Source organism: Empedobacter sp. UBA5924 (assembly GCF_002431085.1).
GTDB lineage: Bacteria > Bacteroidota > Bacteroidia > Flavobacteriales > Weeksellaceae > Empedobacter > Empedobacter falsenii_B.
In genome coordinates this window covers 26,286-39,171 of record NZ_DJDM01000008.1, presented here as the reverse complement: position 1 = coordinate 39,171, position 12,886 = coordinate 26,286, and the positions used below count along the sequence as shown (strand labels likewise).

General features: G+C 33.0%; 9 protein-coding genes. 2 read left to right on the top strand and 7 right to left on the bottom strand.

What is annotated here, in order from left to right:
- Nucleotides 1-827: hypothetical protein (locus tag B3792_RS02080; RefSeq protein WP_291068728.1), on the top strand; the 827-nt coding region annotated here is incomplete at its 5' end.
- Nucleotides 828-1,886: 1,059 nt separating this feature from the next.
- On the opposite strand, the gene B3792_RS02075 is transcribed toward B3792_RS02080, so the two are convergent.
- The 7 genes from B3792_RS02075 to B3792_RS02045 form a co-directional block, all read right to left on the bottom strand.
- A complete protein-coding gene (locus tag B3792_RS02075; protein WP_291068726.1) occupies nucleotides 1,887-3,020 on the bottom strand; it encodes a M28 family peptidase in 1,134 nt (377 codons plus the stop codon).
- Between the two features lie 39 nt (nucleotides 3,021-3,059).
- Nucleotides 3,060-3,740 (bottom strand): SIR2 family NAD-dependent protein deacylase, encoded by a 681-nt coding sequence (locus B3792_RS02070; RefSeq protein ID WP_291068724.1) that lies wholly within the window; start codon nucleotides 3,738-3,740, stop codon nucleotides 3,060-3,062.
- Nucleotides 3,741-4,238: 498 nt separating this feature from the next.
- Nucleotides 4,239-6,041: an acyl-CoA dehydrogenase family protein gene (locus B3792_RS02065; protein WP_291046843.1), complete on the bottom strand. Its 1,803-nt coding sequence runs from the start codon at nucleotides 6,039-6,041 to the stop codon at nucleotides 4,239-4,241.
- Nucleotides 6,042-6,127: 86 nt separating this feature from the next.
- Nucleotides 6,128-7,309: an acetyl-CoA C-acyltransferase gene (locus B3792_RS02060; protein WP_286496101.1), complete on the bottom strand. Its 1,182-nt coding sequence runs from the start codon at nucleotides 7,307-7,309 to the stop codon at nucleotides 6,128-6,130.
- Nucleotides 7,310-7,363: 54 nt separating this feature from the next.
- The gene (locus B3792_RS02055; protein ID WP_114999168.1) at nucleotides 7,364-7,714 is read right to left on the bottom strand and encodes a four helix bundle protein; all 351 of its coding nucleotides are present in this window, start codon (nucleotides 7,712-7,714) and stop codon (nucleotides 7,364-7,366) included.
- A 39-nt stretch (nucleotides 7,715-7,753) separates the two neighbouring features.
- A complete protein-coding gene (locus B3792_RS02050) occupies nucleotides 7,754-10,153 on the bottom strand; it encodes a 3-hydroxyacyl-CoA dehydrogenase/enoyl-CoA hydratase family protein (protein WP_291046842.1) in 2,400 nt (799 codons plus the stop codon).
- The gene (locus tag B3792_RS02045; protein ID WP_019976592.1) at nucleotides 10,137-10,598 is read right to left on the bottom strand and encodes a MarR family winged helix-turn-helix transcriptional regulator; all 462 of its coding nucleotides are present in this window, start codon (nucleotides 10,596-10,598) and stop codon (nucleotides 10,137-10,139) included. Before B3792_RS02045 ends, B3792_RS02050 begins: the two co-directional genes overlap by 17 nt.
- A 325-nt stretch (nucleotides 10,599-10,923) precedes the next feature.
- On the opposite strand from B3792_RS02045, the gene B3792_RS02040 reads away from it, so the two are divergent.
- A complete protein-coding gene (locus tag B3792_RS02040; protein WP_221854639.1) occupies nucleotides 10,924-12,873 on the top strand; it encodes a KUP/HAK/KT family potassium transporter in 1,950 nt (649 codons plus the stop codon).
- Nucleotides 12,874-12,886: the final 13 nt, after the last annotated feature.

Sequence of the window (12,886 nt, the reverse complement as noted above, 5' to 3'; positions counted from 1 at the left end):
GAACTTTCGTTAGGATATCCAGTGAAATACCAATGAACATATTAACTATTTTGAATAACAAACTCTACAGTTCTTTCAACAAAGATTACCAAGAATATTGGAAAGGTGAAGCTTCGTTAAAAAACTTCAAACGAGATATGGCATTTCCTTTTGGACTAGATGGTATAAGTGGATTATCTTATTGTCCTAATAAAAAAGCTTTTTGCTTTAGGTTATTTCAACTTCCATTCAAAACCTATTTGGGAAAAGATTTTACGGGCAACAAAAAACTATTGGAACAAGTGGTAAGTGGTGAGATTAAACTTTGCACGTCGCAAATAAAAATCGAAAAAGGAAAAATATTTTGGTTAGCTGTTGTTGAGATCGAAAAAGAAAACCATCAATTACAACCCGAAATTATTGCTGAAGCTTCCTTATCGTTGGAATATCCGTTGGTTGTAAAAGTAGGAAAATCTCGGCTTACAATAGGAACCAAAGAAGAGTTTCTATACCGAAGGTTAGCGATACAAGCGTCCCGTAAACGAATACAGGCTGGGGCAACTTATGCAAAATCGGGCAAAGGAAGAACGAGGAAACTAAAAGCCTTAGATAAAATGAGTCAAGTAGAACGTAATTATGTGCATCATCGACTACATGTCTATAGTAAAAAGTTAATTGATTTTTGTGTTAATAATAGAGCAGGAACACTTATTTTAATGGATCAAGAAGAAAAAATAGAGCTGGCCAAAGAAGAAGATTTTGTACTGAGAAATTGGAGTTATTACGAACTGATGACTAAAATAAAATACAAAGCAGAGAAAGCAGGTATTGAGCTTATTACAGCTTAAAAATATATTTTTTGAGGGTGATTGTACACCCGTAAGGTGAGGTTTATCACAAACACTCACTAAATATAAACAACATACATAACGCATGAGCTGATTTTTTTATTTCATCTACAGATACTTGCTAGATACTCCCAACATAAAGGCAGGATAAAGGCAACATAGTGGCAGTAGAATGTATGTAAACGATTTTGTAGCTCAGGTGATCTAGAATAGTTGTTTTTTTATACCTTAAAACATTCGAATGTGAAACGTTAATTCTATATTAAATCGAATTGTCATTTTCCATATTTATTAGGATTATACTACCTATTATTTAGATTTGTGAGGTTAGATATGAGTATTGAGATTTTAGTGTTGTACTATGTAATATTTATAATGTATTAAATAAAATGCATTATGTATTTGTGAGAGGCTGGAATTTTCAAGGCTTCGAAATAGCACAAAATTACTTTTTGAATACAAATATTAAATAAGGTAGGTTACCAAAATAACCTTTGAGAATCACTTTAATTGTAAGAATATATGACCAAAAGTAGTAGTTTTATTAATATATTCTGTATAATAATAAGACGATCTAAACCTCTAAAATAAATATCATTAGATGTGATTCTGAGATACACTCAGAATGACAAAACTCCATATTATGAGAGAATCTGCATTATAAAAACATAATTAGCTAGTATTAACGACATAGATACATAAAATTGATAAAAAACTATGTTTCTATTGTGGTCAGAATATTCATTTTTTATTCGGTATTCTTCTTGATGGGGCACAACAACGATGTAAAATTAACCCTTAGACAAGCAAATTAACTAGAAGTGACGAATAATGAACCTAATTGGTTATCCATTAACCTAAATGGAGGTTGTATGCACTAAAATGCATTTTTTCTGTATCGGTTGTGTATCCTCGCTGTATCGATTCCGTATCCATTGTATATCCATTGCGTATGGTTTGTTCGGTGCTCGTGTATCGAAAGGTTGATTACCATTTAGACAAAAAAAGTAACTATTCAACTAAAAAAGTCAATTCATTACATAAATGAGACGCAACAATTTATTTCTTCAAAATCTTAAAACTATGTTGATTCGAATTTATTTTAACGAAATAAACGCCAGAAGTAAGATGTTCTAAATTTATCTGCGAAACAGCTGTTCGAAACTTCTTTTCATAGACCTGTATTCCTGTTTCGTTATATATAGAAATTGTAGGTTGTTTTAAAATCTGCGAAAAATGAAGGTTTCTCTTTACTGGATTTGAGTACACTTGCAAAGTTGAAATAGTATGATCTGTTGTAGTCAACTTCTCTTGTGCTTGAGAAAAATGTAATAAAGTCGCCAAAGCTCCTTTCGCTACTTCTGTCAAATAATTCAAATCTAAATTAGCTATTATATCTTGAGCAGTATGTGTATAAGGCGTTTCATTTTTTTCGAAAAGTCCAGTTATTGGATAACCAACTGCCTGAAAAGGCATATAATCGGAACTATAAGCATTCGAAATTTCAGTTTTTAGAGTTGTATACAAGGGAAAAATATTCGACATTTGATTAGTCAAATCAGAAGAAGCTGCATTATTTGATGTTGGATTACTTTCATCTTGCTCACAAACAATTGTTGAATTTACTTTATTCGCCACTCCTCCTACCTCATCAATATTCAGAACAGCTTTAATGTTTAAATTCTGAGGAACTGCAATTTGATTGACATATGTCTGACTTCCTATTAAACCGCGTTCTTCTCCTGTAAAATGAATAAACTTGATCGAATAATCAGTATCGATATCTTTAATTAATCGAGCAATTTCTAATAAAGTAACCGTTCCCGATCCATTATCATTCGCTCCAGGTCCATTTAATGTATCATAATGACCATCGATGATAATAAATTTATCAGGATATTTTTTTCCAATTTTAGTTATGATTAAATTATTTCCAACATTTCCAAAAACATTTACAGATTGCTGCTCTATGTTTGAATAGCCATATGCAATATAATAAGATTTCAACCAATCAAAAGCATTATTATGCGCAGAAGAACCGACAGTTTTGATTCCGAAATCTTGAAACTTTTGTAGCTTATGATGAACAGAATCATATTTAACTTGATCTACTATCGATTGATAGAATGGATTTAACTCTTGTGCAGCCGCATTAATAGAAAAAACAAATAATGGTAGAAATATATACTTCATATTCTCTAAATTAATTAATCAACAGTAAAACGTAAAAGATTAAAAATTATTCAAAATAGTTTTTAATTCTTCGATACTTTCTGTTGCATTTTTCTTGATATGCGTAATAGATGAATTGGTATAAGTATCTGATGGATCGATATAGATAATTGGGACATTTGTTTTTGCATAATCTTTGAGCGAAGCAGCTGGATACACTTGCATCGATGTTCCAATAATTACCAAAATATCTGCCTTTAAAACCTCATCAATCGCATTTTCTATTTCCGGAACCATTTCGCCAAACCACACAATATGCGGACGAAGTTGATTTCCATCTTCAGCCAAATCTCCAAGTTTGATATCTTTATTCCAATCAATAATTTGATTCTCATCTTTTTCGCTTCGCGCTTTTCTCAATTCGCCATGCAAATGAATTATTTTAGAAGAACCTGCTCTTTCATGCAAATCGTCTACATTTTGAGTGATAATTACAACTTCAAAATCATTTTCTAACTCTTTCAAGAAATGATGCGCAGTATTGGGTTCAACATCGAATAATTGTTTTCGACGTTGATTATAGAATTCTTGAACCAATTTTGGGTTTCTTTGATAACCTTCAATCGAAGCGACTTCCATAATATCATGATTTTCCCACAAACCATTGGCATCTCGAAAAGTTGAAATTCCACTTTCAGCACTAATTCCAGCTCCCGTTAAAACAATTAGCTTCTTTTTCATTTCGAATGTATTAATTGAAGTAAATATAACTTTATAAAACAACAAAACTCCATTTCTATAAAGGGAGTTTTGTTGTTTTATTTTATTTTTTTTAATTCATCTAATTTGACTAGACACATAATACTAAATGTTGCAAACATGGTCAACGTAAGAATTGCTGCATTAATTATCATAAGCTTTGTTTTTGGGTTATTAATTTGAATTAAAGTTACTTCAAATCATTTCTTTCGAAAAGTATTTCATTAAGAAATATCGACTTAACTCTCTTATTTTTAATGAATAAACTTTAACCTCAAGGCATAAAAAAACCTCAATTGGGAACAACTGAGGCCTTTCTCTACTAAAACTTAAGTACCATGAAAACTCAACTAACTTATATAAAGACTAGTACTTACTCTAGAATCATCAAATGATATACCAAATTATATTTCAACATATTAAAAATAAAAAAGCAGTCAATAAATTGACTGCTTTAAATAATTTGTATTTAAAATATACTTAGAAAGTGTATTTATTTTCTTTGATTAACAAATCTGCAATTTCAGTTTTTAAGTTAACTACGTTTGGATATTCGTTGTAACGTGTAAATCTTCTTAAACCAGATAACATCATGCGTTGCTCATCTCCTTCTGTGAAAGAAACGATACCGCGAGTAGCTTCTGTTTTAATAATTTCTACCGATTTGAATAATTGTAATTGAACTAATTTTTCTGCATTCTTCGCCGCATCAGCACCTTTTACATTTGCAATTTTTTCTGCACGTAACATCGCCGATTCAACCATATAAATTTCTTGCATAATACGAGAAGCAGCAATAATCAACTGTTGGTGTTGCTCTAATTCTGCACCAAACTTTTGCAAAGCAGAACCCGCAACCATAAAGAACGATTTCTTAAGATTTGCAATGATTTCTTTTTCTTGCGCAAATAATTCTGAATAATCTGGAACATCAAACGATGGAATAGACATTAATTCATTTGCAACATTCATTGCAGGAGACATTAAATCTAATTTTCCTTTGAATGCTCGTTTTACTAACATCGAAACACATAATAAGGTATTGATTTCGTTTGTTCCTTCGTAAATTCTAGAAATACGTGCATCTCTCCAAGCTGCTTCCATTGGCATTTCTTTCGAATATCCCATTCCTCCGTAAATCTGAATCCCTTGATCCGCAGAAATTTGAGCAGCATCAGAAATCCAAACTTTTAAGATAGAAGCTTCAATTGCATATTCTTCGATACCTTTTAATTCCGCTTCGTTATGAGGCATTCCTTTTGCAATATTATCTTCGATTGCATCTTGCACATCCTTCGCTGCACGATAAGCACCAGCTTCTGAAGTAAACGCAGAAACAGCCATATCAGCTAATTTCTCTTTAATCGCACCAAATGTATTGATTGATGTATTGAATTGTTTACGTTCTGAAGAATATTGTAACGAATAATCTAAAATACGACGTTGCGCATCTAAACATGCTGCTCCTAATTTGATACGACCAACATTCAAGGCATTCATCGCAATTTTGAATCCTCCGTCTCTTTCTCCTAAAAGATTTTCAACCGGAACACGAACTTCATTAAAGAAAACTTGACGTGTTGATGAAGAAACAATTCCTAATTTATCTTCTTCTTCTCCTAATGAGAATCCAGCACCAGCTTTATCTTTTTCTACAATGAAACCTGTGATATTTTTATCATCATCAATACGTGCAAAAACAATGAATAAATCAGCAAAACCTGCATTTGTAATCCACATTTTTTGACCTGTGATGATATATTCTTTACCATCTTCTGATAAAACAGCTTTTGTTTTTCCTGAATTTGCATCAGAACCTGCTTCCGGCTCTGTTAAACAGTAAGATGCAAACCACTCTCCTGTTGCTAATTTTGGTAAATATTTTTGTTTTTGCTCTTCTGTTCCGTACAATAAAATTGGCATTGTTCCAATTCCAGTATGTGCTCCAAAAGCTGTCGCTAACGAACCTGTTGCTCCTGAAATATAGTCACACACTAACATTGTTGTAACGAATCCCATTCCCATTCCGCCATATTCTTCTGGAACAGAAATCCCTAATAAACCTAATTCACCAATTTTACGCATTAATTCTTCAATCAACGCATAATCTTTTTTCTCAATTTGGTGTTTTTTAGGCACTACTTCTTTATCAATAAACTCTTTTGCAGATTGCAAAATCATTTGTTGTTCTTCTGATAAATCTTCGTAAGTGAAAATATCATTGTAAGAGGCATCTTTAATTAAATATTGACCTCCGATTAATCTATTTGGATTTGTAGACATATTTTTTTGTTGTTTAGATATTAGATTTTAAAATTGAGAAGTTAGATAAATTTGAAATCTATCATCTAACCTCTCAATTCTATATATTATTTTAGATATTCGAAAATTGAAGCTGCTCCTTGTCCTGTACCAACACACATGGTTACCATTCCATATTTCGCTTTACGCGCTTCCATTTCATGTAACAATTGCACGGTTAATTTCGTACCCGAACATCCAAGTGGATGCCCTAAAGCAATTGCACCTCCGTTTACATTGACGATATCAGGATTAAGATTCAACTCGCGCATAATTGCAACTGATTGAGAAGCGAAAGCTTCATTCAATTCGATTAACTGAATATCTTCTAATTTCATTCCTGCTTGTTCTAACGCTTTTGGAATTGCAAACAAAGGTCCCATTCCCATAATACGAGGTGCTAAACCTACCGTAGAATATGCAACTAAGCGTGCAACTGGCTCAAGACCTAATTCTTTCACCATATCTTCTGACATTACCATAACGAAAGCTGCTCCGTCCGACATTTGAGAAGAGTTACCTGCTGTAACTGAACCTCCTTGCGCAAAAACAGGACGTAATTTTGCTAAACCTTCGATAGATGTATCAGCACGTGGTCCTTCGTCCACTTTAAAATCAATTTTCTTTGTTTGAACTTTTTCTTTATCATCTAAGAAACTGTATTCAACATCAATTGGAACGATTTGAGATGCAAATTTTCCTTCAGCATTTGCTTTTAATGCTTTTTGATGCGAATTGAATGCAAATAAATCTTGATCCTCACGAGACACTTTAAATTCTTTTGCTACTTCTTCAGCTGTTAATCCCATTCCCCAATAATAATCTGGATGATCTTTCGCTAAATCTGTTTCTGGAATTGGTTTGTAACCTCCCATCGGAATATACGACATCGATTCTGCACCACCTGCGATGATACATTCTGCCATTCCCGTTCTAATTTTAGCAGCTGCCAACGCAATTGCTTCTGATCCTGATGCACAGTAACGGTTTACTGTAACACCTGGAACTTTGTCTGTGTCTAATCCCATTAATGAGATAAGACGTGCCATATTCAATCCTTGTTCTGCCTCTGGCATTGCACATCCAACGATTAGATCGTCGATACGTGTTGGATCTAAAGTTGGATAATCTTGCATTAAGCGCTTGATTACTGTAGCTGCCATTTCATCTGGACGTGTAAAACGCAATGTTCCTTTTGGCGCTTTTCCTACAGCTGTTCTATATCCTGTAACTATATATGCTTGTTTCATTTTTTTTAAGTATTATTAGATTGTACAATGTAAAATGTATGATGTACAAAGTATTTAATTATAGTTCTGAATTAATTTGACCAACATATTCTGTATATGTTTTAAATCTTTTAATAAATTATCCGAAATCTCTACTTGAATAAATTCTAAATCTCTTGCTAAAATAATTTGACATTCCAATTCGAAAGACGAACCTAAAGCTATATTGAGAAAATTAATAAATTGAGCATTCGAATTTCGACCAGCACCTTCTGCAATATTTGAAGCTATCGATACGCAAGCTCTTCTTGATTGAGAGGTCAAACCATAAATCTCACTTTTAGGATAATTTGAAGTAATCTCATAAAACCTTTTCGTAAAATTCATTGTTTTTTGCCAAACGATTAACTCTTTAAAATCATGCATAAATACTTTTTACATGTTACTTTTTACTTAATACAAATATTAATTACGCAACGGTTTACCTGTTTTTAACATATGCTGAATTCGCTCTAATGTTTTTCTTTCTCCACAAAGAGATAAGAATGTTTCGCGCTCTAAGTCTAACAAGTATTGTTCTGAAACATAAGTTGATTCAGATAAATTACCACCTGTCATTACATATCCTAATTTATTCGCAATTAAACGATCATGATCCGAAGCAAAACGTCCAGCAACCATAGAGTCTGTTCCGACATAGAACATTCCCATCGCTTCTTTTCCTAACACTTCTACTTTACGTTGAATTGGTTGTGTGTAACCTGCTTCTGCCAAAATAATTGCATGTTTCTTCGCTTCTGCAATTTGACGTTCTGCATTTACCACTACAATATCTTGCTCACGAATAATTCCCATATTCTTAGCTTCATAAGCTGAAGTTGCTACTTTCGCAGTTGCGATATTCATGAAATTATCGCGCAAATGATTTACTTTTACATCATCTTTTAAAGCGAATTCAGTTGCACGGCGCGCAAATTCTTTCGAACCTCCACCACCTGGGATTAATCCAACTCCAACCTCAACCAAACCAATGTAAGTTTCGGCAGCAGCTACAATTTTATCCGCATGCATCGACATTTCGCAACCTCCACCAAGCGTCATTCCGTGAGGAGCAACAACAACTGGAATAGATGAATAACGAACACGTATCATCGTATCCTGGAACATTTTGATTGCCATATTCAATTCCCACCAATCTTGTTCTGCAGCCATCATCATAATCATGGCTAAATTAGCACCAACAGAGAAATTATCTCCTTGGTTACCAATTACAACTCCACGATAATCTTTTTCTGCTAACTCGATTCCTTTATTGATTCCTTGTAAAACTCCTCCTCCAAGAGAATTCATTTTAGAACGGAACTCAATATTGATGATTCCATCTCCTAAATCTTGAATAGATGTTTCTTGGTTTGACCAGATTTCATTTGTTTTTCTAATGTTATCTAAAATAATAAATGCATCTTGACCTGGAATTAATTCGAATTGCTTTGATGATTGATTATAGAATAATTTCTTACCATTTTCGATTTTATAAAAAGAATTTGCACCAGTTGCGGCCAATTCTTTCACCCAATCCGAAACCTTGAAACCTTCTGATTCTACTAATTGAATTCCGTTTTGTAACCCAACCAAGTCCCATGTTTCAAATGGACCATATTTCCAAGCGTAACCTGTTTTTAAAGCGTCATCAATTGGATAAAGTACATCTGTAATTTCTGGAACACGTTGAGAAACGTAAGCGAATAATGAAGCAAAATGTTTGCGAATCAATTCTCCAGCCTTACCAGAATCTTTCAATAAAATACCTAATTTATTACGCATAGATCCTGCATTTTTAGCAGTTTCTACAGCTGTAACTTTTGCGCGTTCCATTGGACGATACTCTAACGTATCAAGATTTAAGGCAAAACGATTGGTATTCCCTTCTTTATCAATTTCTTTATAATAGAAGCCTTTTTTTGTTTTATCTCCTAAGAATTTATTTTCGATTAAGAAATCCAAGAATTTTGAATCTTTCAAACCTTGGATCATTTCGTCATTTGGCGCATTTTGCTGTAAACCTTTTGTTACATTATATGCAGTATCCAAACCAACCAAATCACCCAATTTGAATGTTCCCGTTTTCGGGCGACCCAAAATAGAACCTGTCAAAGTATCAACTTCTTCAATCGTTAATCCAATTTCTTGCGCCAATTCCATCACTTTCGCCATCGAGTAAACTCCTACTCTATTCCCGATAAAACCTGGCGTATCTTTACATAAAACTGGTGTTTTACCTAAAAATAAAGATGCATAGTTTTGGAAAAACTCAACAACAGATTTATCTGTTTGAGGAGTTGGGATAATTTCGAATAATTTTAAGTAACGTGGCGGATTGAAGAAATGCGTTCCGCAGAAATGTTTCTGAAAATCATCTGAACGACCTTCAGCCATCAAATGAATTGGAATACCAGAAGTATTAGAAGTGACTAAAGTTCCTGGTTTACGGAAGTTATCTACACGCTCAAAAATAGATTGTTTAATATCCAATCTTTCGATCACAACCTCTATTACCCAATCCGAGTTTTTAATCTTCTCGAAATCATCATCAAAATTCCCTACAGTTATACGAGAAGCAAATGCTTTGTCATAAATTGGTGAAGGATTGCTTTTTAAAGCAGCATCTAAGTGAGTTTGAGCAGTTCTGTTACGAACTACTTTACTCTCTAAAGTAAGTCCTTTCGCTTGCTCTTGTGGTGTAAGCTCGCGAGGAACCATATCTAACATCAAGACTTCGACTCCGATATTTGCAAAATGACATGCAATACCAGAACCCATCACTCCTGATCCTAATACAGTTACGTGTTTAACGTGTCTTCTCATAATTGTTTTTAAATATTTTTTTGTCCGATATTAATTGGTTAATCTTATAAATCACTTCCAAGAAAATTTGCATTTTCTCTGGTTCGATGTGATTATTAATTGATTCATTAAATTGCAAAACAAAATGTTTTGAAATATCTCTCATTCTTAATCCTTCTTCAGTCAAAGTGATCAACACACTTCTCCCATCTTCTGGATTTGGTTTTCGAACGATAAAATTTCTTGCTTCTAAGTTTTTTAATGTTCTCGACAAGCTTGTTGGCTCTATTCCCATCTTTGGTCCTAGCGACGTACTTGGCGTACCTCCTTTCGGATCTATTGATAATAATGTAAAGGCATACACCATTGTAGAATCGTAAGCACCTGCTTGCTCATTATACATTTTCTGAACTGACAACCATGTTGAACGCAATAAATAATCTATCGTTAAATCTTCTCTTAACATATTTTAGTGTATGTCTAACAAATATAATCTTTTTTTATTATGCAAGCATAATAAAGTTTTAAAATTTAATTTTGTTTAACAAATAATGATTCAATTTACTATTTCTCAATGAAATGTAACTTTAAATTATGATTAATAAAATAAATAGTATGATTAAATAATACTTAAATTTATTCCATTAATAAAAAACCGATTGCAGTAGTGTAAAAATACGCTATAATTAGTATCGAAAATAAGTATAATGTTGGTTTTGTATTATAAATAAATAAGATTGTTTAATCTCTTTTCAACGACATACATTCGTAGAAATTTTAAAATACTGCTTATGGAATCAAACCATACGATGAACAAAGTAACTGCGGCAACGCTCTTAATCGCATTTGGAATCATTTATGGTGATATTGGAACAAGTCCTTTATATGTAATGAAAGCGATAATTGGCGAGAATCGCGTGATTGAAGAGAGCATTGTCTACGGAGGCGTATCATGTGTTTTTTGGACTTTGTGTTTTCAGACTTCTATCAAATATGTATGGTTGACACTAAAAGCGGATAATGATGGCGAAGGAGGAATTTTTTCTTTGTATTCATTAATCAAGAAAAAAGGTAAAAACCTAATTATTCCAACCATCATTGGAGCTTCTGCTTTGCTCGCCGATGGAATTATCACCCCCCCCGTTTCCGTCTCTTCTGCTGTTGAAGGACTACGAATGCTAAACGGACTCGAAAATCTACCTACTATACCTATTGTAATCTTCATCCTTTCGATGTTATTTTTCTTCCAACGATTTGGAACAAATAAAGTAGGAAAAATATTTGGACCATTTATGGTTTTATGGTTTACAATGCTTCTAGGCTTAGGAGTTTTACATATCGTACATCATCCAAGTATCATCAAAGCATTAAACCCTTATTACGCGTATAACTTGTTAATGAATTATCCTCACGGATTCTGGATTCTTGGCGCTGTATTCTTGTGTACAACAGGTGCTGAGGCATTATACTCCGATTTAGGACATTGTGGACGAAAAAATATTAGAATTAGTTGGTTGTACGTTAAAATCTGTTTAGTAACAAACTATTTAGGACAAGCAGCTTGGTTAATGCATCAAGACAATCCTATGTTAGATGGTAGAAATCCTTTCTACGAAATGATGCCAGATTGGTTCTTAATTCCTGGAATTTGTATTGCCACAGGTGCAGCTATTATTGCGTCTCAAGCTTTGATTACAGGATCTTTTACATTAATCAATGAAGCTATCAACTTAGGTTTTTGGCCAAGAACATTAATTATTCAACCAAACGAGCACAAAAGCCAAGTTTACATTCCTACAATCAATTTTATGTTATGGGCTGGCTGTGTCTTTATTGTTTTATATTTCCGAGATTCGTCCCATATGGAAGCCGCCTACGGTCTTGCCATAACGGTTACCATGTTAATGACGACTTTCTTGTTATCCTATTATCTTAATTATTATACAAAATTCAACAAAGTATTTATTGTGGCAATTTTGTCGATTTTCGTAGCAATAGAATCTTCATTTTTCGTAGCAAATGTTGTCAAATTTGTTGATGGTGGCTATTTAGCATTATTAATGGGATGGCTGTTCTTTGTAATAATGTATTGTAGTTTTTACGGAAAAATTCTTAATTCACGAAACTTAGAATTCGTAAAAATAAAGCGCTACGCAAATGTATTAACAGAATTGAGCGAAGATAAAACAATCAATAAATACTCGACTTTCTTGTTTTACTTAACGAAATCTACGAATCCAAAAAATATCGAAAAATACAGTATTCAATCTATTTTATCAAAACGCCCAAAACGTGCAGATGTTTATTGGTTTGTAAACATTAACCGAGATAGTGAACCCTATACGTTGAGTTATAAAATATTGCCAATTGTCGATCAAAAAATATATCGAATTACATTTAATGTAGGATTTAGAGTTCAACCAAAAACAGAACAATATATCAAAAAAGTAATCAACGATATGTATGCAAATGGAGAATTAGAATTAAAATACCTGAGTACCTGTTTGAAAAAATACAATCAAGATCCTGACATGAAATTTGTTTTGATTGAGAAATTTCCTTCAATTGAAACCAAATTAAGTATGAAAGAATTTTTCACACTAAAAGTTTATTATTTATTAAAGAAAATAGAATTCAACATTCCGAAATCTTTTGGTCTAGAAAAGAACGACGTTGTTATAGAACACATTCCTCTTTATATGCACAAACATAATATTGACGATTTAAAAAGAATTCAATAAGAAATAGAAATCC

Bases quoted from the DNA above. Each gene is read 5' to 3' on its own strand.
- B3792_RS02055 (WP_114999168.1), bottom strand. From the start codon at position 7,714: ATGCATGATTTTAAAGAGTTAATCGTTTGGCAAAAAACAATGAATTTT.
- B3792_RS02050 (WP_291046842.1), bottom strand. From the start codon at position 10,153: ATGAGAAGACACGTTAAACACGTAACTGTATTAGGATCAGGAGTGATG.
- B3792_RS02070 (WP_291068724.1), bottom strand. From the start codon at position 3,740: ATGAAAAAGAAGCTAATTGTTTTAACGGGAGCTGGAATTAGTGCTGAA.
- B3792_RS02065 (WP_291046843.1), bottom strand. From the start codon at position 6,041: ATGTCTACAAATCCAAATAGATTAATCGGAGGTCAATATTTAATTAAA.
- B3792_RS02040 (WP_221854639.1), top strand. From the start codon at position 10,924: ATGGAATCAAACCATACGATGAACAAAGTAACTGCGGCAACGCTCTTA.
- B3792_RS02075 (WP_291068726.1), bottom strand. From the start codon at position 3,020: ATGAAGTATATATTTCTACCATTATTTGTTTTTTCTATTAATGCGGCT.
- B3792_RS02045 (WP_019976592.1), bottom strand. From the start codon at position 10,598: ATGTTAAGAGAAGATTTAACGATAGATTATTTATTGCGTTCAACATGG.
- B3792_RS02060 (WP_286496101.1), bottom strand. From the start codon at position 7,309: ATGAAACAAGCATATATAGTTACAGGATATAGAACAGCTGTAGGAAAA.